Source organism: Paludisphaera rhizosphaerae (assembly GCF_011065895.1).
GTDB lineage: Bacteria > Planctomycetota > Planctomycetia > Isosphaerales > Isosphaeraceae > Paludisphaera > Paludisphaera rhizosphaerae.
In genome coordinates this window covers 164,925-188,241 of record NZ_JAALCR010000005.1, presented here as the reverse complement: position 1 = coordinate 188,241, position 23,317 = coordinate 164,925, and the positions used below count along the sequence as shown (strand labels likewise).

The window sequence follows — 23,317 nt, the reverse complement described above, 5'->3', positions numbered from 1 at the left end:
TTGCGCCTGAGAACCTCATCGCTCCAGCAGGACGATGAGTTCCTCCTGCATGGAGCCCTGGAAGTTCTTGATGTGCGGCAGGCACATGGACTTCGCCGTCCAGCCTTGTCGGGCGTAGTGGTTGATGGCGTCTTCAAGGCGGGTCAGGTCGAACTTCCCCTCGAAGATCTTGTCGCGCGACGTCAGCAGTTTGTATTCCCTCGTTCCGCCGGACGACGGCGCGGGGGCGACGGCGGCGGCGTGCGCCGGCTCGTGGTGCTCGGCGGCGGGGACGATCGACGATTGGTCCGGCGCGAGCGTCCAGGCGGCGGGGTCCAGGCCGTCGACGGCGATCCCGTCGTAGGTCTGGGTCGGCGCCGAGGCCGAAGCCGCGGCCGCAGCGGCCCCCGCGCCGACGGCGGCCGGGACCTTATCCGCGCCGGGCACCTGGAAGGCGGCGCCGCACTTCTTGCATTTGATTTTCGCCCCGACCAGGTGGGCCGGGATCTTGCCGCGTTCACCGCACGATGGGCAACTGATGTGGAGCATGGTGTTTGATCCTCCAGGCCCGACGGGCCCGGGACGGGCCCGGCACGCGCTCAACGTACCGCGCGCCGGCGGACGGTTCCACTGGGTGCTCCACGTCTCCCGACGGGTCGGCGGCGGAGAGCGGTTCTGGTAAGATAGTGGAAGACGCCGACGCGCTCGCTCTCCGGAACGCGACATGACCCGCCGAACCGAATCGACCTGGATCGCCGAATGACATCGATAGTGGCCCTCGTCCTGGGGATCCTGGCTCTGCTCGCGGTCGCCGGCCTGTTCGCCCTTCTGGGGTTCGCCCTGGCCTCGGCCAATCCGAGACGGCTGCGCGACCACGCCGCGCAGGGGGACTCGGGAGCGAGGGCGGCCCTGGAACTGACGAAGGATCCGGACGGGGCCGGGGCCTCGACTCGCCTGGCGTCGACGTTCGCGTCGACGGCGGCCGCCGCCCTGGCGGGGGCGATCCTGGGACGCGAAGACGATCAACTCGCCTGGCCGATGATCGTCTTCGCCACCCTGGCGATCGCCGCGGCGGCCACGGTCCTGACCGACGCCGTCCCCCGAGCCTTCGCGGCGGGCCGGCCCGAGTGGTACGCCTCAAAACTTGCCCGGGCCGTCGGCTTCTTCGCCCGGATCCTGGCCCCGGCCGCGAAGTTTTTGCGTCGCTCCGGGGCTGGAATGGCGCGGCGGCTCGGCGCGCGAGCTCCAGAACGCGCCGCCGGAGCCGAACAGAAGATCAAGGACTTGATGCGCGAGGGGGTCGAATCGGGCTCGTTCGATCCCTCGCGGCACGTCATCTTCCAGCGCGTCTTTCGGTTCTGCGACCGCCGAGCCCGGGCGTTGATGACGCCTCGCGACCGCGTCGTCTGGCTGGACGTCCGCGACACGCCCGAGGAGATCGCCCGCAAGATCACCCTCAGTCCTCACGCCAGCATCCCGGTCTGCGACGAGACGCTCGACAATCTGCTGGGCATGGTGCAGATGAAGGACCTCCTCGCCCGCGGCGCCGAGGGCCAGCCGACGCGGTTCAAGGGGCTTCTCACCCTCCCCGACTTCATCTACGAAGGGACGCGCGGGCCGCAGATCCTCGACGCACTCCGCAAGGCCCCCACCGGCGCAGCGGTGGTGCTCGACGAGTACGGCTCGGTCGTCGGCGTCATCACCCTGGCCGACGTCCGCGACGCCCTGCTCGGGACGATGGTCGAGACCGCCGAGGACGAGGCCCCCCGCGCCGTTCAGCGTCCCGACGGTTCCTGGCTGCTCGACGGCCGTTTCCCCGTCGACGAGTTCGTCGACCTCTTCCAGCTTTCCGACCCGCCCCAGGGCGAATTCGACACTCTCGGCGGCCTGGTCGTCACCAAGCTCGGCCGGATCCCCAGCGTCGGCGAGGGCTTCGAAGACCTGGGCCTGCGCTTCGAGGTCGTTGACATGGACGCGAACCGCGTCGACCATGTGCTCGTCCGACCACTCGAGTTCCTGTTCTGAGAGTTCGTCCCAAGAGGGCCGGGGACTGTCCCAATTTTGCGAAGTTCACGAAGCAAAATGGGACTGTCCCCCTCTCCCTGGGCCCTCTTGGGACGAACTCTGACTCCGATCCCTCCCCAATCGAGAGCGAACCGCCGATGATCCGCACGAAACTCGCCTGGGCCTTCGTCTGCTGCTTGACCTGCGCCGGGCCGTTCGCGGCGGCGGTCGTCGCCGAGGAGCCGAACTACACGCGCAAGGAGGACGTGGTCTACGGGCGGAAGCACGGCATGGCGCTGACGATGGACGTCCTGACGCCGAAGGAGAAACCCAACGGCGCGGCGATCGTCTGGATGATCAGCGGCGGCTGGTACTCGGCCCACGAGGCGATCAACCCGGGGTACGTCGCCGAATACCTGAAGCGGGGTTACACGGTCTTTGCCGTCGTCCACGGCAGCCAGCCGAAGTTCACGATCCCGGAAGCCGTCGACGACGTCAACCGCGCCGTGCGTTACATCCGCTATCATGCCGGCGACTACGGCATCGACCCGAACCGGATCGGCGTGACGGGGGCGTCGGCGGGGGGGCATCTCTCGCTGATGCTGGGGACGGCCGGAGGTTTGGGGAACCCGATCGCCAAGGACCCCGTCGACCGCGACTCCAGCCGGGTGCAGGCCGTCGCCTGCTACTTCCCGCCGACCGACTTCTTCAACTACGGCAAGCCCGGCGAGAGGGCCCTCGGCGAAGGCGTCCTCAAGGGCTTCAAGGCCCCGTTCGACTTCAACGCGCTCGATGCCAAGGACAAGATCTACCGCCCCGTCGACGAGGGGATGCGCGAGACCCTCGGCCACCAGATCAGCCCCATCACCCACGTCTCGCCCGACGACCCGCCGACCCTCATCATGCACGGCGACGCCGATCAACTCGTCCCCATCCAGCAGGCCGAAACCATCATCGCGAAGATGAAGGAGAAAGGCGTCGAGGCCAAGCTCGTCGTCAAGCCAGGCGAGTCTCACGGCTGGAAGGACCTCATCAACGACCAGGCGATCCTCGCCGACTGGTTCGACGAGCACCTGAAGGCGAAGCCGAAGACCCCCTGATTGAGCCATGGTAACTCGGTCGCCCTGGCCCGTATCCGTGGCAGGCGATTCCCTCTCGGAAGGCGAAGGCCGTCACGAGGGGTGTATCGCCGGAAATCGATGCAACCGGTTCCTGTGGCGTCGCCCGCTTCTGCGGTCGCTCCCGAGCCATTCCGCGCGCCGACCCATGGCGAGATCATGACGTGACGAGCCAGCAGCAGGAACGCACGTCTGGCTAAGCGGAAACCGGGGGGAGCAATCCCTCCGGTTGACACGGTCCGTTAGAGTCGCTGCCTCCGTCAGAGACCGCCCCCCCGACCTGTGCTGTGGCTGATAGGTGCCGGAAGGTAGAACTGACACCGATGGGGCCCTGGCACCGATGGGGCCCTTTCGTCACTACGGGACACACGCCCTTTCCCTAGGCCTCAAGAGACCGCGGTCATGACCAACGTAGAGAGGGGCAGGTTGCTGGCCGCGCTCAGGCGATTATCCAGGGCGGCGATGCCGATGGAGGCTGCGTTGGCAAAGCTGTCCGACGTGAATCCCGGGCGGGACGCTGAGCGCGAATACGGAGCCGCTAAGGATACTTTCGTGCTGGTTTGGAATAGGGTGCACGACAACGTGCCCGGTGGCCGCCTGGACGAACAGGTTGCCGTCGGGGCGGATTCGTTGCTGGCGACCGCAGCCTTTCTAGCCGAGGCCGTTTGCTCGGCGGCATGTCAAAAGGAACTCGGACACTTCAGGACGTTGGTCGACAAGCTGCGCAAGACCATCAGCCTCATCGTCTCTACGATCGGCGAAATCTCGGCGATTCCACCGCTGCCGAGAGATCGCGACTCCCTTCAAGCAATCATCGACGAGACCGGCCGATATGCGGACGCGGCCAAGCGATACCGGGCCGTTCGCATGACAATCCTCCAGTTGTCTCGGATGCCCGGTGCCCAGGAGGAGATCGGAGAAGCCTACAAATACCTGGATTCGATTCGTGGCGATCGGCCAAGGTCGGAAGTCTATCCTGAGATTGCAGGGCTCTACCCATCAGCCGACGTGTTGGTTTCGGCGTATGGGGAGCTGGACGAAGTCGAACCTCTCGTTAAGCAAGCTGTATCGACGCTGGACGCGTCCCGCGAGTATCTCTACGACGACGATTTACCGCAGTCTCCGCACGAACGCAAAGCCGCCCTCGAAGCTGGCGACGACGTGTTCATGAAGGTCATCAGTGCGACGGACAAGTTGAATCAGGACGCTCGAAAGGCTCTGGAACGGATAGTCCATCACGATCCCCACGAACCATTTGATCCGGCTGTCCCTGCCGCGAAACCCCTTCCCGTAGATCGCGAAATCCTGAGGCGGATGCTCGACGAACTGACCGCCTATCTGAGTCGGATTCGTCCCGTGCAAGAAGCCTACTCACTCAGGAAGAAGCTCTTAGCATCGCCGGAAGTACAGCACGCACTCGATCTGATGGCGTACGGCCTGCGATCCATAGTAAAGGGTGACGTTCCTCTCGTGAGTTTCGAAAGGATCGAGGCGAATTGCCCAGAGCTCAGCAGGATCAAAGGCCTGAGCGAGATCGTCGACGGTTACTTCAAAGACCACCAGGCCAGAATTCCGCTGATCCTATCGGCCGATTATCTCGAGATTCCCAGGACCCCGTCGCAACTCAGGGGGATGTTGACCGAGATGGGCCCCAGCGGCGATTTATTGACCAGCATGGTCACGCCCGTCGTCGCCCTCCATCGGAGGATTATGGACGAGCTGGCGAAGCCTGAACCTGTCGTGAAAGCTCCCCTCGCATCGGTTGATTACGCGGCCGTAGTTCTTGCAATGCAACGCCAGGGATCACCGCAAGTCGCGAAGCTGGTGGAATTCATGGCCGACAAGTCCAAGGCCTCGTTCGAGGAAGTTGCCATGGAAGTTCACGGCGACTCGAAAGCCACGTCGGAGGCGATCCAGGCGAACATCCGCCGTGCGAAGAGACTGCTAGCCCGGATCGAGAGCAGGATCGTCCTGGGGCACCGCGGAGGCTGGGTCTTCAGGGAACTCCACGACTGAAAAACCGTCCTGTCGGTTTCTAGTCGGTATCTGGTCGGATTCCTGTCGGCGCCCGGGTCTAAGATGTTCGCAGTCAGATGAGGAGGCGAACACGCGAGAGGGATCAGCAGCCATGAACGAGACCAGCAGCACCCAGGAACTGATCTCGCCGGCCCGCGTCGTCCGCGAGCGTATGGGCTTCCATCTCCGTCAAGCCCGGTTGCTCGGCAAGCTTCTCCGCGTCGCCGAGACGATCGAGCGCGAACAGATCGCCGATCGGAAGGCTCAGGCCGAACGTCAGGCGATACCCTCCTGAGCATCTGAAGTGGAAAAGGGCGGCCGGCTGTGACGAGCCGATCCGCCCTTGGAAATCCTTCGACCATCATCCAAGGACATCCTACGATGCCCAGCCTCCGCGTTCAAGCGCTAGGTTGTGAACACGATTTTAGACCAAGAACTTGTCACTGTCCGGCATGTGGACACCCCGCCAGATGCATCAAGTGCGGCAACCGACGCAGCGTATTCCGCTGCCGGTCTTCGGCGTGCCTCTGCGAGTTCGGCCGCACCCTCGGCTGCCGTCTGACGGCGGGGGTGGGACGTTGAAAAAACAAAACGCGAACAAACCCCCGCACGACTCGCGAACAGCCTGCCTCTGCCCCGCATGCGATGGGCCCACGAAGTTCATGTGCGTGGTGCGCGGCCGGGAACGTTGGTATTGCGAGTCCTGCGAGGTAGCCCATGAGCGGCAGGGCTCCAGGAAGGCGGTGCAGTCTTGAGTACCGCTCCTAAGATGAGCGGCGTGGGACCTCGGCCATGGACGGCCTGGGTCTTCGCTCTACTGCAAGCCGGCGCGGGGGGAGGGCGGGCGATGAGCAGCAAGGAAACGGGCGACGAACCCAAGGAGGGACAGGCGGTGTCAAGGGACAGGCGGTGTCAGTTCATTTTTCCGCTAGGAGGGACAGGCGGTGTCAGTTCATTTTTCCGCTAGGGACAGGCGGTGTCACAGGGACAGGCGGTGTCAGTTCATTTTTCCGCTGGCGAACAGGCAGGGCCAACGCACCTATGAGGCCGTCGGTGTCAGTTCCTTTTCCCTCCCGAGGAGGCCGTCAGTGTCACGAGGAGGCCGTCAGTGTCAGTTCCTTTTCCCTCCCGAGTGAGGTCATGGTTCCCGGCCATGAACGATGAAGCCCCCAGGGTTCCTCGCGTATGCGATGCCTTCCGACCCCCGCTTAGACGGCATGGTCCTTACTTCTGGAGTCGTTGCCTTGAGGCGGAGCAAGAGGCCCACGGATTCCGGCCTCGGTAGGCCATGCCGTGAGTACGTTAGTGATAGAGGCGCTCATTGGCAATCCGACGGTTGGTTCGCGGACAAGCGGGGGCGTCCGCGGCACGCGTTCGGCGAAATCCGGCCGATCGAACCCATTTCGCAGGATGTCTCTGAAGCTTGAACGCTCGATTTGACAAGAGGTTGCGGCGATCGTCTCGGTCTCGCGACGGAGCGAAGGAACCCAATCGAACCCAGGCGTCCGCGACCTTCGTTCGGGGATCGCCGCTCGATCCTTTGGCCCGTCGCGAGAGCCCGCCGATCGACGGAGGAAACGGGCGAACGGGATCAAGGTCTTCAAGAAGAACGCGACGAACGAAGCCGCCCGAGGGGTCGCGGTGGCGGATTCAAGGTCTTTTGCCGTTGGAGCTTGCGTCGGCCGCTTTGGCTGCGGTGGGCGACGATCGAAGCCAAGCGAACCCGCCGGGCTTCGGAGATGGTGACCGGCCCCGCCGAGCCTCGTCTCCAGAGCGCTGACCGTCTGGATTGCGCCTGTCGGAGGAGAATGAAGGTTTGTAGCGGAGCCTTTTGTGGGCACCCGACCGCCATTGGATGTCCACGGCGATCAGGGCACCCACAAGGGGCGCCCCTACGAATCGGGCGATCCAAACCGTCGTCGTTCCATGTCGCCGGTAGGGCGGCTTACCCCAAGGATGCCTCACGAGCCCACGTGCGAACTCGTTCGACCAGCCGCGCGGCCAGGTCGGGGCCGGGGGACAGGGTTTCGGTCGGCTGACCGGGGCGGACGAGGTGGAGGGTGTGGCGGCCGGCCTGGACGTCTTTGAGGTCGTTGGCGACTGTGAGATCGGCGCGGTTGAGCAGGCAGGCGTCGTGGGCTCGCTGGATGAGTTCCTCGGTCGGGACGCCGGAGAGGAGCTTGAAGCCGACGAGGTAGACCGACGGCGCCCAGTCGCGGACCGAGCGGATCACCTTGGGCGTGCGCCGGAGAGGGATCGAAAGGTCGTCGATCTTGGAGCTGATCTTGCCGGCTCGGGCCTCGGGCTCGTAGTCGGAGACGGCCATCGGCAGGAAGGCGACGTCGATCGCACCGTCAGAGAGCGCGGCGCGGAGGGCCTGGGAATACTCGGCCACCGTGCCGACCTTCAGTGGGAGCAGGTGGAGGCGGTCGCGCTCGGCCAGCCAGCGGCGGCGGAGGTCGTCCAGTCGGTCGCGCTCGGTTTGAGGGTCGGCGTTCAGGTCGCACCGGGCGAAGCGGAGCAGGGGGAGTTCGGCGAGGGGCGCGTGGATGTGCCAGACCTCGTCGCCGAGGCCGAGGCAGGCCTCGGTAATGGCGGCGGCGGTCCTCCCCGTCGAGACGTTGGTGATGACCCGCACGTCGTCGATGGGGGCCGACGTCCCGCCCCCTGTCACGACCACCTTCATAACGCCCCGGCTCCTCCCCGCTCGCGCCCCTTTACCCCTGACCCGGAACGGGCTACGCTCGGCGGAGCAAGCTAGCTCACCCCTCGCAGGCGGGCGGGCCGCCCGGCGCGTCCCGGCCGCCTCGGCATCCTCAGCCCAGCAGGCCGCCATGACCGCCGAGAGCCACGATCGACGCCCGTCCGACTCCGCCGCCCGCGAGCTTTACGATGAGATCCGCCGCTGGCCGATCTTCGACCCGCATTCGCACATCGATCCCCACAGCCCGGCGGCCCGGAACCTGGACGAGGTCCTAGGATACCATTATTACACCGAGCTGGCCCACTCGTCCGGCATGCCCGCCGCCGACGTCGACCCCAAGCTGGCCCCTCGCGAGCGGGCTGAGAACCTGGCCCGGCGGCTCTCCAACCTGGACAACACCGTCCAGTACTCCTGGCTGATCGAGATCGCCAAGACCTTCCACGACTTCCCCCACGACCGCATCGGCCCCGACAACATCGCCGGCCTCTACGACAAGGCCCTCCGCGAAGGCGACCGCGAAGGCAAGGCCTGGGACGACACCGTCTGGAAGAAGAGCAACCTGGAAGCCGTCTTCCTCACCAACGACTTCGACGATCCCCTCGAAGGTTGGGACACCAACAAGTATATCCCCTGCCTGCGGACCGACGACCTTGTCCTGAAGCTCCACGAGCCCAGGACCGTCGAGCGGCTGAAGAAGGCGACCGGCGTGGACGTCGGCGACGGCGAGGGTTTGCGTGAGGCCGTCGTGAAGCTCTTCGAGCGGTTCGTCGCCAAGGGCGCCCGAGCCTGCGCGATCAGCCTGCCGCCGGACTTCTCCCCTCGCAAGGCGGCGCCCAAGCGGTCCGTGACGCCCGTCCGCCGGGCGATCAAAGGGCTCGAACTTCGGCCCGACGAGCACGACGAGATCCGCACGACCGTCTTCTGGACCCTCGCCGAGTGCTGCGCCGACTTCAAGCTGCCGTTCGACCTGATGATCGGCCCGATCCGCAACGTCTACCCGGCCGGCGTGGCCGGCGGTCGCGACCTGTTCGACCGGCGGGTCAGCCTGTACGACTATCGCGAGCTGTTCAACCACTTCTCCGGCGTGACGTTCCCGGTCTCGACGCTTTCGCCCGACGCCGGCGCGGAGCTGGTGGCCTACTCGTGGATCTTCCCGAACGTCCTGCCGATGGGCCACTGGTGGTATTCGAACATCCCCGCGTTCATCGCGGCCGACCTGAAGGCGCGGGTTCAGGCGGTGCCGAAGGCGAAGCTGCTGGGCTACTACTCGGACGCCTACAAGCTGGAGTTCATCCTGCCGAAGGTCAACATGTACAAGCGAATTCTGGCCGAGACGCTGGCCGAGGAGGGCGTGAAGGGGCAGGGGTGGTCGACCGAGCGGGCGCTTGAGGTCGCTAAACTCGCCCTGGTCGACAATCCAAGACGCGTGTTCGTCCGGCGAGACGGCTGACGGCCTCGGGCGATTTGACCGGCCGTGGATCCGAGGGCATCCTTGAGGAAGTCGGCCGCGCGCCGACAGCGTCGAAGCTCCGCCGGACGACCCCCGACGGAAGGGCCGACCTTATCGTCGGCCTTCCCGCCGATCGGACTTGAGGATAGACCCCATGCGGCCCGCCCACCCGACAATCCGATATGCGGCGCTCCTGCTCGCCTCGACGGCGATCGGGGCCATTTCGCCCGCGAGGGCCCAGGATAACTCCGGGCTCTCGTCTGGAAGCGGAGCGGGGACGGGGACCGGTCGGTCCTCGATCCCCGACTACCGCCCTGAACCGAGCCAGGCTCCGGTTGGGAGCCCTCTGTCCGGCAATCAGCCGGGAGGCCCCCCGGACGTTCCGGTCGTCCCCGTGGTCCCGCTGGGCCCGGGCGTCAACGTCCACTTCCCGGACGACCCATCGATCGCCCCGTTCCTGCTCATGGAGAGCTCGGGCCGGTCGACCACCGGAGTCGGCGGTCTGAAGATCACCCCTGAGATGATCGACACCGCCAAGCTCATCTCCGAGCCCGGCGAGCGAGGGCGCATCCTGCTCCAGATCGCCCGCGGCGCCATTCTGAACAACCAGCTCGCGCTGGCTCACCGAGCCACCGAAGACGCCGCCTCCGCCGCGGTGGACGAGCAGAACGACCTGATCCACGATCAGCTCATCATCTCGATCGTAACCACGGCGGGGCTCCTGTCCGACGCCCTTCTGCGCGAGTCCAAGCCGCAGATCCGGCTCTTCCCGGACGAGGCCCCGGACGAGAAGTCGACGAGTAAGATGACCGGCGACGTCGCCATCCGCGTCGCCCGCCTGGAGTGGAGGCGAGCCGCCCACATGGCGGCCCAGATCCGTAACCCCACGTATCGCAGCGAATACCTCGATCGTGCGGTTGAGAACATGGCCGTGGGCAGCGCTGTGGTCGCCCTGGAATTCGCGGTCCCTCCCAGCGAACGCGGCCCCAAGATCTCCGAAGAAGAGCGAGCCGCCTACGCCGAGCAGGCCGACGACATCCTCGAAGAGGGGGCCGATATCGCCCAGCAGATCGAACGGCCGATCTGGAAGAATCGGGCGATGGAGCGGCTGGCGATCTCCGCCGGCGAATCGAGCCAGTACAGCCGGGCCACCGACCTGGCCGACCGGATCCGCAACGCCGAGGCCCGCGCCCGGGCCCTGGTGCTAGTCGCCGAGTTCCAGGCTCGCAAGGGCCGCAACGAGGACGCCACCCGCAGCTACAACCTGGCCGCGGAGGCCGTCGCCTCGGTCCAGCAGCGCGGGCTTCGCGGCGTGCTGGCGGGGATCCTGGTCGACAGCCTGATCTCCACCGGGCGGTTCGAGGACGCTCGCGCGAGCCTGGTGCTCTATCCTTCCGACGCCGAACGATTCGTCGCGATGGGTGCCATGGCCGAGTCGCTCGGCCTGCGCCGAATGGCCGACGACGCCCGAGCGTGGATCGATCGCGACGTGCCCGCCGTGTATCGGTCCACCCTGTATCGCCGGCTCAACAACGGCCTGCTCCGAGCCATCTCCGAGGCCCGCGCCCGTGAATTCCAGGGGCAGGGCCGCGACGCGGCGCCCGCTCGGCTCTGATCGCCTTCACGTAGTCGCTGAACTGAGAAGAGGAGGAGCCGCGCCCCTGGCGCGGCTCCTCCTCTCGCTTTTACGCCCCCTTCGTTTTCAGGCGTCGGCGTGAGACGGGGCTGGGGCGGGGATGGACTTGGGGGCGAAGCCAAGGATCACGCGGCAGGGAGCGTTCTCCAGCACATACCGCGTGTTGGAGGCGAACGCCGAGGTGTCGCCGCGACGGTACACGCCGCGGAGGCTCATGAAGATCGCGTCGAACTTGCCTTCGACGGCCTCGCGGACGATCTCCTCGCCGGCCTCGCCGTTGGCCTGCTTGAACTGGACGCGGCGACCCAGCTCACGCGCCCGTTCCACGCCGCGCTCGACGATCCGGCGGCCCTCGACCTCACCGTCGACCCCGTTCTCGTTCTCGGTCACGTAGAACAGCGTGACGTGGATCGCCGGGTCGATGAAGCTCATGACCGTGTCGAGGAAGTCGGAGCTGAGCGGACTGCCGTCGTAGGCCAGCAGAAGCCGCTCGACGCCGTGCCAGCTTCGCCGCAGGTCGGCCATGAGCTGGGCGACCTCGGGGGCGGCCGCGCCGGGCTTGGGAATCCGACTGCCGCCGGCGATGTCCAGGCGGACGTCCTTGTCGTGACCCAGGACGCGGATCGTCAAGGGCTCAGGCTTGGCTCCGCAGATGTTCAACCAGTACAGGGCGATCTGGTCGAGCTGGTCTTCCGGGTTGAACTTGTTCGACATCCCCATGATCAGCTCTTGCGCGCCAATCGTCTTGGCGGTCTGGGCCAGCGCGAAGAGGGGCTCGTTCGTGGGGACGATGAGCGGCTTGACCGACTTGCCGGCCGACTCGGCGAGATTCACGACGGCGGTCAGCAGTTGCCGGTCGTACTCGGTGATCCCGGGCTGATAGTCGTCGCTCCCCTTGGGGAGGACGTTGGCCGTCATGACGACGACGTCGGTGGTCTCCGGGTCGGTCTCGTCGAGGCACTTCTGGAGCATGCTCAGATTGTACGGCGATCGGATCGCCACCAGCTTGCGATAGGGGAGCGCCAGGCCAAGGGCGGCCGACGAGATCTTGTCGGCTTCCCCGCTGTTGAACTGCTCCAGGTGCTCGTGGCCGGCCTCGCCCTCGCGTTTTTTTCTCAGGTATTCGCTGACCTGGAAGACCGCGAAGAAGGCCGCCGTGAAGATCACGCCGGAAACCGTGGCGATCTCCTTCGTCACCAGGTTGGCCATCGCGGACATCGCCAGGATCAGGAAGATGATCGTCATGCCGATCGGGACGTGGACGTTCCCGACCTTGATGTTCAGCGGGACCTCGAAGTCGCGCGGGCCGGGCCGCTTGAAGCGGAGGATCAGCATCGAGAGCGACATGAAGACGAAGCTCCAGATCACGCCGAACGCATACGCCTCGCCGAGCGTCAGGACGTGGCCCTGGCTCAGAAGGATCGTGATGATCTGAAGGATCACGACCAGGTTGATGAGCCGCGACGTCGTGCCGAACTTCGGGTGCGGTTTGAGGAACCAGTCGGGGAGCACCCCGTCCTCGGAGACCCGGTTGAGAATGCCGTTGGAGCCGATAATCGCCGTGTTGACAGCCCCCGAAAGGATCAAGAAGCCGACCAGCACGACCAGCGCGTTGAGTCCCAGCCGGGCCCATTGCGGGCCGATGACGTTCATCGCCAGACCGCCGATCAGGTTGCCCGAATACTGCGACATCCGCACGTCGTCTGGAATGATCATCACGGCGAAGAAGCTGATCAGCGAGGTCAGCAGCAAGCTGTACAGGAAGACGATCAGCGCCGCCTTCTTGAAGTTCTTGAGCTTGGGGCTCTCGACCTCGCGGTAAACCTGGGCCAACGTCTCCTCGCCGCTCATGGCCAGGACCGAGTGGCCGAACGCGACCACGAGCCCGAAGACGCCGATAAGGCTCCACCAGTTCCCCTTGATGGCTTCCGGCCGCAACTCCTCGGCGACCTTCGTGTGACCGAGGAACCCAAGAGGGTCGACCTGGCGGCCGAAGGGATCGAGCACGGGCTTCCCCTCGAAGTCGACCTTCTTCGAGAAATCGGGCGCGGGCGAGGGGAGGGCGCGCTTGGACGGATCGACGGCGATCGTCGCCAGGCACCAGGTGATCAGCACGACGGCCATCACGGTCGTCGCGCCCATGATCTTCAACGCCTGGTCGCTGGACTCGTGGATCCCCTTGGTGTTCACGCGCCAGAAATAGACCGTGATGGCGATCGCGATCAGCGACGACCAAAGGTCCTGGTGGACGATGATCGGGCTCTCGGGTCCCAGGTTCAGCAGGTCGTTGAGCAGGCCCATGATGTACTGGCCGGCCGTCACGCCGCTGATCGGGCCGGTCAGGATGAAGTCGAAAAGGAGGGCGGAGACGGCCAGCCCGGCCATCTGCCGACCCATCGCCTCCTTGACGATCCGGTACACCCCGCCGCGCACGAACATCGCGCAGCTTTCGATGTACACGGTGCAGACCGCGTAGCTCATCACCATCACGGCCAGGATGAACCAGGGGGCGGCCTTGCCGATCTGGGATTCGACGATCCCGCCGATGTAATAGGCCGTACTCGCCAGGTCGCAGAGGACGATCGCCGCCGTGCGCCAGTACGAGATGAACGTGAACATCACGCTGGTGACGACCAGCACCTGGCTCGCGCTCGGCCGCGGGGAGGGCTTGGCGGAGGATTCACCGACGGGCATGTGTGCGATTCTCGGAGAAGACCGCTCGCGCGCCGGGGGATTCGTCCCCCTTTGTGGCCGCGGATTCGATTCGATAGTCGAGCCGCCGAGTGGTCCGACGGTCGACGATGACGAAGGAATCGATTACAAGACGCCGTGACGGAGCCGTCAAGGGGGCGGACGTCGGCCCGAGGCGCGTCGAGCGGTCTCTGGACCGCCGTTTGCGACCGGATCGACTTCGCGTTCAGCCGGCGGCCGGAGCGTCCGAAGGAGCCGGCGCGGCGTTCGCCTCAACGCGGCGGGCGACCTCCTTGGCGACGGCCTCGGTGAACGACCGGGTCGACTCCTTGCCGCCGAGATCGGGCGTGCGGACGCCCTCGCGGAGGAGGTCCAGGGTCGTGTTCTTCACCGCCTGGCCGAGGCTGATCTCGCCGAGCTGGTACAGCAAGAGCGAGAAGGCCAGGAAGATGGCCGTGGGGTTGGCCAGGTTCTTCCCGGCGATGTCCGGCGCGGTGCCGTGGGCTGCGTCGAACAGGGCGACGCGGACGACGGCCGAGGCGTCGAACGCCAGGTTGGCGCTGGCGCCGATACCCAGCGAGCCCGCCAGGCCGCAGGCCATGTCGGAGAGGAAGTCGCCGTACTCGTTGAGCACGAGGACGATCTGGAACTTCTCTGGCGCCATGATGACCTTGCCCAGAAGCGCGTCGAACAGCTCGATGTTGTGGGGGACCTCGGGGAACTGGCCGGCGACTTCCTTGGCCACCTTCTCGAACAGGCCGTCGGTCGCCTTCTGGATCGTGTACTTCGATGCGCTGGTGACTCGCTTGCTCGTCTTGCGAGCCAGGTTGAAGGCGTAGCGGGCGGCCTCGCGAACGGGCCGGCGCTCGACGATCCGGAGGCTCACGGCTCCGTCCTCGCCGATCATCCGACCGGGGTCGTCGTAGGTGCCGCCGGTGGCGATCCGGACGATGTCCAGGTCCAGCTCGCGGCGGAAGTTGGTCGGAACGCCGGGGATCGTGTAGACCGGCCGATGGATGACCGAGAGGTCCAGCCGTCGGCGAAGCACCGCGTTGGGGCTCTCCTCGGTGGTCGCCGTGGGATGCTTCAGCGCGACCTTCGTGTCGAGGATTTTCTCGACCGCCTCATCGTAGATCGCCTTCCCCTTGGCGCGACGATTCTCGACGCGGATGTCGACCGGGACGAACTCCAGGCGAATGGGTAAAGCGTCGGCCAGGCGGTGGACCGCCTCCGACAACTCGTCCCCGATGCCGTCGCCGAGCAGCTCCGTGACGCGATAGGACGGGCGGTTCATCGACTTCCTCTCTCGATCGACGCGATGCAACGTTCCCGGCTGGCTGTTCCGGACGTGGACGTCTCCATTCTATGCCCCGGCGGCCGCTCCGCGAAGGAGCGACCGCCGATTCCCATGCTTCGACCGACTCCTCGCCCTCAGCGAGGGAGTTCCAGGACCTCCAGCCGCGAGGGCGTCGTCGGCCCGTGGAAAACGCGCTGGACGGCCTTCTGGAAATCCTCGGGAGCGGCCGTGGCGAGGTCGACGAACTTCTGGGGGTTGCGATCGACCAGCGGGAACCAGGTGCTCTGGATCTGCACCATCAGTCGGTGGCCCGATCGGAACGTGTGGGCAACGTCCTGGAGCGTCATGCTCACGGGAGTCGGCTGGTTCGGAGTGAACGGCTGAGGCGAGGCCAGGCCGTCGCGGTAGCGACCGCGCATTACGTCGCCGCGGACCAGGCCCTGGAAGCTCGCCAGCGGCTTGCCGTCGGTCGTCTCGCCGGCGTGGTCGTCGGGGAAGACGTCCACCAGCTTCACGACCCAGTCGGAGTCCGTCCCCGACGTCGAGACGTGGAGCTTCACCTGCATCGGGCCGACGATGGTCAGGTCTTCGGTCAGGGGTTCGGTCTGGTAGACCAGGACGTCAGGCCGACGGCCGGCGAAGCGCTGGTCCTGGATCATGTAGTCGGCCGTCATCCGGTTGGAGACGGCGTCGATGAACGGCACAGGCTTGGCCGGGTCGCTGACGTACTCATCGAACATCGGGGCGCTGGAGGAGTCCGGCGAGAAGGAGACGCGGCCGCCTGAGGTCAGGTAGAGCGTCTTGGGTTTGGCCTCTTTCGGCGGCCAGACCTGGAACGTTCGCCACTGGTTCGTGCCGGTCTCGAACACGCGGGCTTCGGGGACCGTTGCGCCTTCGGGGTCCTTCAGGAGCGTTCGGAAGAAGGGGAACTCGATCTGCTCGCGGTAGTATTCGCCGGTGTTCGAGTTGAACGGGATCGGGCCGAGCGAACCGCCGGGGCCGCCGGCCCAGGAGCCGTGCGACCAGGGGCCCATGACAAGTACGTTCGTCGCCCGGGGGGTAGAGGCCTCGACGGACTTGTAGGTCTCCAGGACGCCGTAGAGGTTCTCAGCGTCATACCAGCCGCCGACGTTGAGGACGGCCGGCTTGATGTTCTTCAGGTGGGGGCGGATGTTGCGGGCCTTCCACCAGTCGTCGTAGTTGGCGTGCCGCATCATCTCGTTCCAGAACGGGACGTCGCCCTTGTAGTAACGGGCGTCGGCGTTCGAGAGCGGGCCGAGGTTGAGGAAGAAGGCGTAGCCGTCGGGCTGGTCGTTGTACATGTAGCGGTCGGCCGCGTTCCGCTTCACGGGGGTCGGCCGAGGGTGGCCGAAGTTCGACATGAAGTTGAACGCGTGGGCTAGGAAGAGAGCCCCGTTGTGGTGCCAGTCGTCGCCGGCGAACCAGTCAGCGATGGGCGCCTGCGGCGACGACGCCTTCAGCGCGGGGTGGGCGTCGATCATTCCCATCGACGTATAGAAGCCCGGATACGAGATTCCCCACTGGCCGACCTTGCCGTTGTGTCCGCCGACGTTCTTCAGCAGCCACTCGATCGTATCGAACGTGTCCGAGCTTTCGTCGATCTCGGAGGCGTCGGTCTTGATCGGCCGGTAGGGCCGCATGTTGACGTATTCGCCCTCGGACATGTAACGCCCTCGCACGTCCTGATAGGCGAAGATGAAGCCGTCGCGGCGGAAGAGGGCGGAGGGGCCGAGCGACTGGCGGTACGAGTCAGCCCCGTACGGGCCGACGCTGTAAGGCGTCCGGGTGAGCATGATCGGATAGAGGCGCGAGCGGTCCTTGGGGACGTAAACCGCCGTGAACAGGCGGACGCCGTCGCGCATCGGGATCAGGAACTCGTACTTGGTGTAGTTCGCCTTGACCTCCTCGGCCTCATCGCCGAGGGCCGACGCGGCGGGCAGCAGGAGGATCGCCGCGGCGCAGGCCGCGAGCCGGGCTTGAGGACGGAACGACCGCATGCGACTCTCTCCGCCCGAAGGCGGCTCCGATTCGTCTCGCGCGTCTGGCGGGACCGACCGGGGAGAGGGGCCCGCCGTAGGTAGGAACGACGAACCAGGGTACGGTAATCGCGCTCCTGCGTCAGCGCCCCAGTCCCAGCCGGGCCCTGTGATAGGCCAGACGATCGGTGGGGCTCATCCGCGTGAAGTCAGGTCGACCGTCAGGCTTCTCGGCGAACGTGGGCACGCCGTTCTCGTTCTCGCGAGACGGTCGCGACTCCGTCACCAGCGGCCGAGAGCCAACGAGCCGACCGTTGCCGTTCGCGCTCCCATTCACGCCGTGGTAGCCGTTGGTCGAGGGCTTCGCCCCGACGATTGACGGGGCGGGGACGGGGGACGGCGACGGCATCGGCGGGACGGTGACCGTCTTACCGCCGGCGTAGCTCATTGACTGCTCGGTGATCTGCAGGTCGGTCTCCAGCGGGCGGATCGGCGCGACGCCCAACTTGCCCAGGACGGCGTGATACGCCTTCACCGCGTCGACGGGGCTGATGACGCCCTCGACGATCAGGCGGAGGAACTGCACGAAGGCGAGTTGGTTCTCCGCGTGGTTGATCTTCCGCCCGAAGAGGGCGACCTTCGCGCCGTACTTCTGGGCGTCGTGCAGGAGTTGGAAGGCGTCGCGAGTCGTCCCCGACGAGCCGCCGAGGATGCCCACGACCAGGTGGCGGTCGAAGCGGACCAACTCCTCCATCGCCTTCGGACCGTGGTAAACGATCTTCAGGAAGACGGGCCGGCCGGCCGGCGCAACGCCCGCCAGCATCCGGGTAATCATATCGTTGAGGTAGTGCGGCAGGACGTCGGGCGCGATCCCCGTGGCGACGTTGGGGTCGAAGACTTCCAGGAAGTAGCGGAAGCCCTTGCGCTCGGCCTCTTCGCGGAAGGCGTGGAACCGCTCCAGGGTTTCCAGGTCGCGGCGGAGGTCGTTGTTGAACGTCACGCTGTAGAGGCCCAGGTTCGCGCCCAGTGAGCGCTCCTCGGGCTTGCAGTCGAGGTGCCCGCACATCGCGTGGTCGAGGCTCGCGGTGCGGAAGGGGCGGGCGGCCTCTGCGGCGTACGAGGCCCCCCGCGCCAGGTGGATGTCCGTGGTGTCGTTGGCGCGGATGGCCGGGGTGACGGCCGAATCGTCGAACAGCCGTTCGCCGAACGTCAAAGCATAATTGGAGCTGGCCGACATCAGCATGATGTCCACGAGCGCCTGCTTCGTGATGAGCCGCATCTGGTTGCGGTACTCTTCCAGCGTCTTGAAGCGGACCTCGCCGGCGTGAAGTTCGGGCGATTGGCCGGGCGCGCCGAGGCCCAACGCCATGTCGGCGTCCTTGGCGTCGGCGAGGATGAACTCGCGGCAGTTGGGATCGGCGTGGATCGCGGCCAGTTTACGGTCGAGCGACTTCTGCATCTCAGCGGACCCCCCGGCCGTAACCACGGCCGTTGCCGTTTCCATCACCGAGGCCCGAGACCGTCACGCGCGACGTCGCGCCGACGATCGGGCCGCCGCCCCCGCCCCCCATCGTCACCCGGACGGGCCGAGGGCCTGTCGCTACAGGCTGGCTCGGAGCGGCCGATGATTTGCCGGCAGCCTTCGGGTTGGACTTCAAAACCTGATCGATCGTCTCGCGGAGGACCTGGGCCGAGCGCTGCAGCGACGAGGTCTCCTTGGACCAAAGCTCGATCTCGCGCTGGGCGACCACCCCCGCACGGCCGACGACCGTGGGGATCGAGGTGCAAACGTCGCGGATGCCGTACGGGCCGTTCACCAGCGACGACACCGGCAGGATGCGTCGCGAGTCGAGCGCGACGGCGTGGACGACTTCGCGGATGGCGATGCCCACCGCGAACCCCGCGCCCCCCTTGAGCTTGATGACCTCCGCGCCGCTGGCCTTCGTGCGGGCGAAAAGGGATTCGCCCAGCGAGGCCGACCAACCGGGGAACTTCTCCAGCGGCAGACCGGCGGCCTGGGCGGCCGACCAGATCGGGACCATGCTGTCGCCGTGTTCGCCGAGGATCGTGGCCGTCACCTGCGTCGGCGGAAGCTTGAGAGCCTCGGCGATCAGGCTGCGAAACCGCGCGGTGTCGAGCTGCGTCCCCAGACCGATGACTTGCGAGGCCGGCAGCCCCAGCCGGCCGACGGCCAGGTACGTCAGCACGTCGACCGGATTCGAGACGACCACGACGACGGCGTCGCGCTTCAGGCCGGCGGCCTTCACGTCGTCGAGGATCGTCAGGAAGAGGTCGACGTTGCGGTTGATGAGATCGAGTCGGCTCTCGTCGGGCTTGCGACGGAGGCCGGCCGTGATCATGACGAGATCGTGCTCGGGGATCGCTTCATACCCGACGGCGCGGATCGTCTGGTCGGCCGTCAGCGAGGCCCCGTGGAGCAGGTCGAGCGCCTGCCCCTTGCAGAGGTCGCCGTTGACGTCGATCAGGTCGATCCCGGCGACGACCCCGCCGCACTGAAGGGCGAAGGCCGCACACGAGCCTACCAGCCCGCCGCCGCCGATGATGCCGACTTTCATGGAGAGAATCCCCGGATACGATTCGCTTGAGTTACTTCGCCGCGCCGTTGAGGGCGCTCATGACCTGGTCCGTGATCGACTGCACCAGCGAGTCGATGTTGGGGCCGCCAGGTTGTCCGTTGGAGGCCTTCCCGTGGGCTGACGAGCCGTTGCCGAACTCGGCGGCGCCCGTGGAGCAGCCGCACGCCGAGGTCTCGCCCCCCTGCGCCATCTGGTCGATCAGCTTGGGATGGACGAACACCTTGGGCTCGGGGCTGAAGTCGCCGTAGCCCTCGCGGAACAGGCTGTTGCCGCAGAGGTCGCAATTCTCAAGGCCGCGCGTGAGGCGGGCGTCGGGGATGCCCAGGCCCGGCTTGAGCTTGATCAGTTCAGCGGCCTTCTCATCGCCGTAGTAGTTCACCCGGCCGAGCTGCTTGGCCAGCAGCAGGATGCGGCAGTAGGCGTCGATGATCTCGGTCTTGAAGTAGGCGTCTTCCAGGTCCGTCCCCAGGGTGATCGTGCCGTGGTTGGCCAGCAGGATCGTCTCGGTGTCCTTGACGTATGGGAGGATGGTGTCGGCGAACTTCTGGCCGCCGGGGGTCTCATAGGGGGAGATGGCGACCTCGCCCAGGAAGACCTCGATCTCCGGCAGCACGCACTTCGGGATCGGCTCCTTGGCCACGGCGAAGGCCGTCGCGTGGGGCGGGTGGCAATGGACGCACGACTTCATGTCGGGCCGGGCCTTCAGCGCGGTGAGGTGCAGGAGCATCTCGCTGGACCGCTTGCGCTTGCCGGAGATCTGTTTGCCGTCCATGTCGATGATGCAGAGGTCGTCGGGCTTCATGAAGCCCTTGGAGACCCGCGTCGGCGTGCAGAGGACGCGGTCCTCGCTCAGGCGGTAGCTGATGTTGCCGTCGTTGGCGGCAGCGAAGCCCTTGGCGTAGATCCGCCGGCCGATCTCGCACATCATCTCCCGCAGCTTCCACTCGTTCTGGACGCTCATGGCCGCTCTCCTCGCTCCGCCGTGGTCAGGAATTCTCGTGAAGATCCGTTTGTATGCTTAGAAGGAGATGGAATCGATCAGGCACGCGCAATAGGCGTCGACCGGCGTTAACGTCTTACCGAAGGGGTTGGCCGCCTCGCCCCCTTCGCTGAGGCCGATCAGGTCGCCGCGGCCGACTCCGAGCTTGTCGTAGGCGACGAGTTCCTCGCCGCGGTCGGGGGCGCCGTCGCGGAGGGCTACCAAAGGCATGGGGACGACGATCGGGAACCGGGCCCCGGAGAGGCTCGGATGCACTCGCGACAGCGTCACGCGTCCAATGACCTCGGCGATTCTCACGGCGTCCCTCCGATCCCGCCCGCGAATGGATCCTTCGGGGCGCCGGCCCTTCGGAACGCGGTCGCGAGCTGCTTGATCCAGGCGATCGACTTCCCCGCCGGGTCGACGACGATCAGGTTGGCCCCCAGTGTTCCGGTCGCCCGCTGGACGTCGGCCGGCTCGTTGGCGAACGCCGCCCGGACGCCCGACGATTGGCAGGCCCGCCAGACGGCCGTCGCGCCGTCGGTGGTGACGAGCAAGACGCCTCGGCCCTCGCCCGAGCCCAGCCAGGCGACTGCGTCATCGACCGAAGGGGCCAGTTCTCGCCAGGGGCCGGCGCCGTCGAGCATCGACCGCCGCAGGGCAACGAGCCAGCCGGGGCCGTCTTCAATCGCGAAGGCCCACTCGCCGCGAGCCGAAGCGGCGACTTCGGCCGACCCGATGAGCCGAATCTCGACGTTCTTCTTCTTCAGGAGGTCGCGAGCCAGGGGAGTGACGACAGTTCCGACGGCGACGCGGATCGTCGCACCGTCCGCCAGCGTCTCGGCCTGCCGGAGACCGAATAGGCGGTCGGCGAAAACCGGCTCCACGGCCGCCGAGGGACGTACGATTCTCGGAGCGGGCGACGTCGATGACCGAAACCCGCCGAACATCTCCGCCAGGACCGAACGAACGGCCTCGTCGACGGCGCGAATCGGGTCGAGCGCGCGAGCGGGGGCGAAGCCGGCCGGGAAGAGCCCCGGGGTCGTCGTCCTTCGCATCGTCTCGTATCCGTTCCACGTTTGGGTCATCGCGATCGTTCCGCCGTTCCTCTCAAAGATCGTCGGGGAGTCCCATCACGCTCCAGCGTCCCGGGGTGTCGCGGCCGAGGAGGCTTCGCAGGATGGCCCCGTCGCTGGTCAGCAGGACGAGGTCTCCCTTGCGGGCGCCCAGCCGGTCGAAGGCCAGGACGGGCTCGCCGTCGGGCTTGCCCCCCGTTCCTTCGAGCTGGACGACCAGGAGCCGTTCCTTCTCGAAGGTCGGGTGCTTGACGGTGGAGGTCGCCACAGCGACCACTCGGCCGAGCTGCATCGGGGCGCCTCCCTCCCGTTCGGGTCAAGCGAACCGGAAGCCGCCGGCGATGGCCGTCCGGCGCTGGCGGGTGAAGGTCAGGGGGGTGGTCACACCCTCGCCGGTCGGCCCGGCGATGGAGAACGACGGCACCGCCGGCCCGCCCAGGCCCGCCAGGCTCGAACCGTTGACGACGAAGATGGTGCAGTCCATCAGCTTGCCCATGCGGTTCATCACGTCCACGTCTCGCGAGTGCAGGACCGCCGTGTGGCCGTAGCCGTGCTCGCTCTCGCGGGCCATGGCGAGAGCCGTGTTGACGTCCGGCACCTTCACGAAGGGGACGAACGGCATCATCTGCTCTTCCTGAACGAACGGGTGGTCGAACCCGGTCTCGCCGTAGAGAAGCTGCGTGTTCGCGGGGATCTTCACCCCCGCGTGCGCCGCCAGGATGGCCGGGTCCTTGCCCACCAGCTCCTTGCGGACGTGCGGCTTGCCGTCCGACCCGTTCTCGAACGCCGCACGCGTGAGCGACTCGATCTGCGGGGCCGTCAGGCGGAAGGCCTGGTACTTGGACATCGTCTCCATGAGCTTGTCGAAGATGGGGGCGACGCCGAAGACCTGCTTTTCGCCGATGCAGAGCAGGTTGTTGTCGAAGGCAGCGCCCTCGACGATCGACTTCGCCGCGAGGTCCAGGCAGGCCGTGGGGTCGACGACGACCGGCGGATTGCCGGGGCCGGCGACGATCGCCCGTCGCTTGCTGGCCAGCGCCGCACGAGCCACCGCCGGGCCGCCGGTGACGACCAGCAGCTTGACCTTCGGGCTCTGGAAGAGGCCGTTGGCCGATTCGATCGTCGGCGGGTCGATGATCGTCAACAGGTTCTCGAGGCCTGTCGCCTCGGCGATGGCCTTGTTGAACTTCTTCACGCCGAGCGCCGCGATGGCCCGTCCCGAGGGGTGGGCGTTGAAGACCACCGTGTTGCCGGCGGCGAGCATGTTGATCGCGTTCGCGGCCAGCGTGGGGAGGCTGTGAGTGACCGGCGTAATCGCGCCGATGACGCCGAACGGCGTGTAGTCCGTGAAGGTCACGCCGGCGTCGCCGCTGGCGTTGTCCGTCCGCAGGTACTCGACGCCCGGGATCGCCGGGATCGAGTCGCGCAGCTTGGCGATCTTGTGGTCGAGCCGGCCGATCTGGGTCTCTTCCAGCTCCAGCCGGCCCAACTCTTCGGCCTGCTTCACGCAGATCTCGCGGATGCAGTCGATCGCCTTCTTGCGGTCGCCCAACGGCCGGTTGCGGAAGACGTTGAAGGCGGCCTCCGCGGCGGCCGTGGCCGACTCGACGGTCGGGAAGACGCCGAGGTCGCCCGAGGGCCCCTTCGCCGCTCCGTTGCCGTTGGCGCCATTGGCCGGGCCGGTCCCTATCTGCGAGAGGACCTGCTGGACCACGTTGCGGATCAGATCTTCTGTGGCTGTCGTTTGCATGACGGACACCGGGGTTCCTGGTC

17 protein-coding genes and 1 pseudogene are annotated in these 23,317 nt (G+C 66.5%); 6 read left to right on the top strand and 12 right to left on the bottom strand.

The features are described 5' to 3' along the window. Window positions 1–15: 15 nt before the first annotated feature. The gene (locus tag G5C50_RS08395; protein ID WP_165067703.1) at window positions 16–528 is read right to left on the bottom strand and encodes a DUF4177 domain-containing protein; all 513 of its coding nucleotides are present in this window, start codon (window positions 526–528) and stop codon (window positions 16–18) included. 210 nt (window positions 529–738) lie between these two features. Between G5C50_RS08395 and G5C50_RS08390 the strand changes: the two genes are divergently transcribed. From G5C50_RS08390 to G5C50_RS08375, 4 genes are all read left to right on the top strand, one after another. Continuing rightward, the gene (locus G5C50_RS08390; RefSeq protein ID WP_165067701.1) at window positions 739–2,004 is read left to right on the top strand and encodes a hemolysin family protein; all 1,266 of its coding nucleotides are present in this window, start codon (window positions 739–741) and stop codon (window positions 2,002–2,004) included. A 137-nt stretch (window positions 2,005–2,141) separates the two neighbouring features. Beyond that, window positions 2,142–3,083: an alpha/beta hydrolase gene (locus G5C50_RS08385; protein WP_165067698.1), complete on the top strand. Its 942-nt coding sequence runs from the start codon at window positions 2,142–2,144 to the stop codon at window positions 3,081–3,083. Between the two features lie 420 nt (window positions 3,084–3,503). Next, window positions 3,504–5,117, top strand: a complete 1,614-nt coding sequence (locus G5C50_RS08380) for a hypothetical protein (RefSeq protein WP_165067696.1) — start codon at window positions 3,504–3,506, stop codon at window positions 5,115–5,117. A 112-nt stretch (window positions 5,118–5,229) separates the two neighbouring features. Next, window positions 5,230–5,412, top strand: coding sequence for a hypothetical protein (locus G5C50_RS08375; RefSeq protein ID WP_165067694.1), 183 nt, complete (start codon window positions 5,230–5,232; stop codon window positions 5,410–5,412). Window positions 5,413–7,062: 1,650 nt separating this feature from the next. On the opposite strand, the gene G5C50_RS08370 is transcribed toward G5C50_RS08375, so the two are convergent. Further along, entirely contained in the window at window positions 7,063–7,803 is a 741-nt protein-coding gene (locus G5C50_RS08370) for a phosphopantothenoylcysteine decarboxylase domain-containing protein (protein ID WP_165067692.1), read from the bottom strand. A gap of 148 nt (window positions 7,804–7,951) precedes the next feature. On the opposite strand from G5C50_RS08370, the gene G5C50_RS08365 reads away from it, so the two are divergent. Together G5C50_RS08365 and G5C50_RS08360 are read left to right on the top strand one after the other, a co-directional pair. Next, a complete protein-coding gene (locus G5C50_RS08365; RefSeq protein WP_165067690.1) occupies window positions 7,952–9,271 on the top strand; it encodes a glucuronate isomerase in 1,320 nt (439 codons plus the stop codon). 154 nt (window positions 9,272–9,425) lie between these two features. Then, entirely contained in the window at window positions 9,426–10,886 is a 1,461-nt protein-coding gene (locus G5C50_RS08360) for a hypothetical protein (RefSeq protein ID WP_165067688.1), read from the top strand. 87 nt (window positions 10,887–10,973) lie between these two features. Here G5C50_RS08360 and G5C50_RS08355 read toward each other — a convergent pair whose 3' ends face one another. The 10 genes and pseudogenes from G5C50_RS08355 to G5C50_RS08310 form a co-directional block, all read right to left on the bottom strand. Continuing rightward, window positions 10,974–13,601, bottom strand: coding sequence for an amino acid permease (locus G5C50_RS08355; protein WP_165067686.1), 2,628 nt, complete (start codon window positions 13,599–13,601; stop codon window positions 10,974–10,976). A 223-nt stretch (window positions 13,602–13,824) separates the two neighbouring features. Continuing rightward, window positions 13,825–14,892 carry an isocitrate/isopropylmalate family dehydrogenase gene (locus G5C50_RS08350; RefSeq protein ID WP_165067684.1) on the bottom strand — a complete coding sequence of 356 codons (1,068 nt, stop codon included), beginning with the start codon at window positions 14,890–14,892 and terminating at the stop codon, window positions 13,825–13,827. 137 nt (window positions 14,893–15,029) lie between these two features. Next, entirely contained in the window at window positions 15,030–16,913 is a 1,884-nt protein-coding gene (locus G5C50_RS08345) for a CocE/NonD family hydrolase (RefSeq protein WP_165067682.1), read from the bottom strand. A 121-nt stretch (window positions 16,914–17,034) separates the two neighbouring features. After that, window positions 17,035–18,351, bottom strand: a complete 1,317-nt coding sequence (locus G5C50_RS08340; protein WP_165067680.1) for a hypothetical protein — start codon at window positions 18,349–18,351, stop codon at window positions 17,035–17,037. A gap of 196 nt (window positions 18,352–18,547) precedes the next feature. Next, window positions 18,548–19,468, bottom strand: a pseudogene (locus tag G5C50_RS08335) (lactate/malate dehydrogenase family protein); the annotation flags it as partial. 31 nt (window positions 19,469–19,499) lie between these two features. Beyond that, window positions 19,500–20,450 carry a class II aldolase/adducin family protein gene (locus G5C50_RS08330; protein ID WP_165067675.1) on the bottom strand — a complete coding sequence of 317 codons (951 nt, stop codon included), beginning with the start codon at window positions 20,448–20,450 and terminating at the stop codon, window positions 19,500–19,502. Window positions 20,451–20,507: 57 nt separating this feature from the next. Further along, the gene (locus G5C50_RS08325; protein ID WP_165067672.1) at window positions 20,508–20,786 is read right to left on the bottom strand and encodes a EutN/CcmL family microcompartment protein; all 279 of its coding nucleotides are present in this window, start codon (window positions 20,784–20,786) and stop codon (window positions 20,508–20,510) included. Continuing rightward, window positions 20,783–21,526, bottom strand: a complete 744-nt coding sequence (locus G5C50_RS08320; protein ID WP_165067671.1) for a hypothetical protein — start codon at window positions 21,524–21,526, stop codon at window positions 20,783–20,785. Before G5C50_RS08320 ends, G5C50_RS08325 begins: the two co-directional genes overlap by 4 nt. Before the next feature lie 52 nt (window positions 21,527–21,578). Next, window positions 21,579–21,836, bottom strand: coding sequence for a EutN/CcmL family microcompartment protein (locus G5C50_RS08315; protein WP_165067669.1), 258 nt, complete (start codon window positions 21,834–21,836; stop codon window positions 21,579–21,581). A 24-nt stretch (window positions 21,837–21,860) separates the two neighbouring features. Then, a complete protein-coding gene (locus G5C50_RS08310; RefSeq protein ID WP_165067667.1) occupies window positions 21,861–23,294 on the bottom strand; it encodes an aldehyde dehydrogenase in 1,434 nt (477 codons plus the stop codon). Window positions 23,295–23,317: the final 23 nt, after the last annotated feature.

Excerpts from the sequence above, each read along its gene's own strand:
- G5C50_RS08320 (WP_165067671.1), bottom strand. The coding sequence starts at position 21,526 with ATGCGAAGGACGACGACCCCGGGGCTCTTCCCGGCCGGCTTCGCCCCC.
- G5C50_RS08380 (WP_165067696.1), top strand. The coding sequence starts at position 3,504 with ATGACCAACGTAGAGAGGGGCAGGTTGCTGGCCGCGCTCAGGCGATTA.
- G5C50_RS08345 (WP_165067682.1), bottom strand. The coding sequence starts at position 16,913 with ATGCGGTCGTTCCGTCCTCAAGCCCGGCTCGCGGCCTGCGCCGCGGCG.
- G5C50_RS08385 (WP_165067698.1), top strand. The coding sequence starts at position 2,142 with ATGATCCGCACGAAACTCGCCTGGGCCTTCGTCTGCTGCTTGACCTGC.
- G5C50_RS08310 (WP_165067667.1), bottom strand. The coding sequence starts at position 23,294 with ATGCAAACGACAGCCACAGAAGATCTGATCCGCAACGTGGTCCAGCAG.
- G5C50_RS08330 (WP_165067675.1), bottom strand. The coding sequence starts at position 20,450 with ATGAGCGTCCAGAACGAGTGGAAGCTGCGGGAGATGATGTGCGAGATC.
- G5C50_RS08340 (WP_165067680.1), bottom strand. The coding sequence starts at position 18,351 with ATGCAGAAGTCGCTCGACCGTAAACTGGCCGCGATCCACGCCGATCCC.
- G5C50_RS08375 (WP_165067694.1), top strand. The coding sequence starts at position 5,230 with ATGAACGAGACCAGCAGCACCCAGGAACTGATCTCGCCGGCCCGCGTC.
- G5C50_RS08390 (WP_165067701.1), top strand. The coding sequence starts at position 739 with ATGACATCGATAGTGGCCCTCGTCCTGGGGATCCTGGCTCTGCTCGCG.
- G5C50_RS08350 (WP_165067684.1), bottom strand. The coding sequence starts at position 14,892 with ATGAACCGCCCGTCCTATCGCGTCACGGAGCTGCTCGGCGACGGCATC.
- G5C50_RS08360 (WP_165067688.1), top strand. The coding sequence starts at position 9,426 with ATGCGGCCCGCCCACCCGACAATCCGATATGCGGCGCTCCTGCTCGCC.
- G5C50_RS08355 (WP_165067686.1), bottom strand. The coding sequence starts at position 13,601 with ATGCCCGTCGGTGAATCCTCCGCCAAGCCCTCCCCGCGGCCGAGCGCG.
- G5C50_RS08365 (WP_165067690.1), top strand. The coding sequence starts at position 7,952 with ATGACCGCCGAGAGCCACGATCGACGCCCGTCCGACTCCGCCGCCCGC.
- G5C50_RS08315 (WP_165067669.1), bottom strand. The coding sequence starts at position 21,836 with ATGCAGCTCGGCCGAGTGGTCGCTGTGGCGACCTCCACCGTCAAGCAC.
- G5C50_RS08395 (WP_165067703.1), bottom strand. The coding sequence starts at position 528 with ATGCTCCACATCAGTTGCCCATCGTGCGGTGAACGCGGCAAGATCCCG.
- G5C50_RS08370 (WP_165067692.1), bottom strand. The coding sequence starts at position 7,803 with ATGAAGGTGGTCGTGACAGGGGGCGGGACGTCGGCCCCCATCGACGAC.